Below are 2,037 nucleotides of genomic sequence, written 5' to 3' on the forward strand. Positions count from 1 at the left end.
GCCCGGCGACCCAGGCGGCGGCGGGCAGCAGCACGGCGAGGCCCAGCGTCGCGGGGTGGACCGGCACGTCGCCGACGAGCGCGGCGGCGGCCAGGCACAGCGGGCCGGCGGCCAGCACGCAGGCCACGGCCCGGCCGTCCACGTCGCGGCGCGGCTGGGTGAGCGCCACCGGGTAGAGCGTGTACGCGAGGGCGGCGAACCCGGCGGCGCCCCAGCCCAGCGGCGCCGTCGCCCCCGCCACCACCAGGGCCGCGGCACAGGCGGGCAGCGGGTATAAGCGGCGCAGCGCGGGCGCGGCGCCGGTGGCCGCGGCGACGTCGGCGACGAGCCAGCCCGGGTGCGGGCGCGCGGACAGCGGCGCGAGGGCGGTCAGCACCGTCAGGCCCGCGAACCCGGCGGCGGCGAGCAGGTCCAGCGGCACCGGCCGGCCGCGCCGCCGCGGCCGGTGGTGCCGTACTGTGCCTCCGACGCTTCCCTCGCTCTGCACGGGAGGACCATAGACGGCACCGGATGCCATGCGCCTCCTTCCCGAGTAGGTCATCCTCACGCACGATAGGCGCGGCAGCACGGTCGGTGACGTCGCCGGCCGGAGCGCCCGGCCGCGCCGCCGCCCGCCGCACCGCGCTCCACGCCCGCGCCTCCGGGCAGGGCAGAAAGGCACCCCCTCATGACCACCGACTCCGCGGCCGCCGGGGCCGACCGGGCCGACCAGCCTTCGATTGCCTGGATCGGCCTCGGCATCATGGGCTCCCCCATGGCCGAGAACCTGATCGCGGCGGGCTTCCCCGTCACCGGCCACACCCGGCGGCGGGACAAGCTCGACCGGCTGGCGAAGGCCGGCGGCACCGCCGCCGGCTCGATCGCCGAGGCCGTCGCCGACGCGGACGTGATCATCACGATGGTCCCCGCGTCGCCGGAGGTCGAGGCCGTCGCGTACGGGCCCGACGGCATCCTGGCGCACGCCCGGCCGGGCGCGCTGCTGATCGACATGTCCTCGATCACCCCGCAGACCTCCGTGGACCTGGCGGCGCACGCCGCCGAGCGCGGGATCCGGGTGCTCGACGCCCCGGTCTCGGGCGGGGAGGCCGGGGCCGTCGAAGCGGCGCTGTCCATCATGGTCGGCGGCGAGCGGGCCGACTTCGAGCGGGCCCTGCCGGTCTTCGAGGCGCTCGGCCGGACGGTCGTGCACTGCGGGCCGCACGGCGCCGGCCAGACCGTCAAGGCCGCCAACCAGCTCGTCGTCGCGGTCAACATCCAGGCGTGCGCCGAGGCCGTGGTCTTCCTGGAGAAGTCCGGCGTGGACCTCCGGGCCGCCCTCGACGTGCTCGGCGGCGGTCTGGCGGGCTCCACGGTGCTGGCCCGGAAGAAGGACAACTTCCTGGACCGCGACTTCCGCCCCGGCTTCCGCGTCGACCTGCACCACAAGGACCTCGGCATCGTCACGGACGCGGCGCGCGAGGTCGGCGCCGCGCTGCCGGCCGGCGCGCTCGTCGCGCAGCTCGTCGCCGCGCTGCGGGAGCAGGGCGACGGCGGCCTGGACCACTCCGCGCTGCTGCGCGGGGTGGAGCGGCTGTCGGGCCGGGACACCTGACCCGTGGCGGGGGCGGCGATCGCCGCGCTGCCGGCGGCGAGCGGCGGCGCACGTCGTCAAGAGCCCGATTCGTGCGGGATGCTGGAGTGCGGAACGGACCACGCGGCCTAGAACCAGGAGCACTTCCCATGCCCGAGAGCGTGCCGGTGCGCTGCCCGGCCTGCCGGCGCGAGCACGCGTACACCCCGAGCACGTTCCCCTGCGCCTGCGGCGCCCCGCTGACGCTGCCGCTGCTGCGCGGCGGGGTGCCGGTGGAGCTGAAGCACCGCACCTGGCGGGACTCCTGGGTGACCGTGCGCTGCCCCGTCTGCGACCGGCGCGACGAGTGGCCGCGGCCGGAGCTGTCCTGCGACTGCGGCGCGGTCGTACGGCTGCCGGTGGCCGCCGCGCAGAGCCGCCGCCCGGCCCGGCCGGCACCCGCGGCGCCCCCGCCACCGGCAGCCCCG

Annotated in this window: 1 protein-coding gene and 2 pseudogenes; 2 read left to right on the forward strand and 1 reads right to left on the reverse strand. The window is 77.8% G+C overall.

Annotation, left to right across the window (positions count from 1 at the left end; all coding sequences use genetic code 11):
• Nucleotides 1-487: pseudogene (locus tag ABD317_RS36290) on the reverse strand (hypothetical protein); the annotation flags it as partial.
• A gap of 180 nt (nt 488-667) precedes the next feature.
• On the opposite strand from ABD317_RS36290, the gene ABD317_RS36295 reads away from it, so the two are divergent.
• Both ABD317_RS36295 and ABD317_RS36300 read left to right on the forward strand, forming a co-directional pair.
• Nucleotides 668-1,591 (forward strand): 2-hydroxy-3-oxopropionate reductase, encoded by a 924-nt coding sequence (locus ABD317_RS36295; RefSeq protein ID WP_344296218.1) that lies wholly within the window; start codon nt 668-670, stop codon nt 1,589-1,591.
• 128 nt (nt 1,592-1,719) lie between these two features.
• Nucleotides 1,720-2,037: pseudogene (locus ABD317_RS36300) on the forward strand (hypothetical protein); the annotation flags it as partial.

The sequence above is a fragment of the Streptomyces synnematoformans genome (assembly GCF_039531005.1).
GTDB classification, from domain to species: domain Bacteria; phylum Actinomycetota; class Actinomycetes; order Streptomycetales; family Streptomycetaceae; genus Streptomyces; species Streptomyces synnematoformans.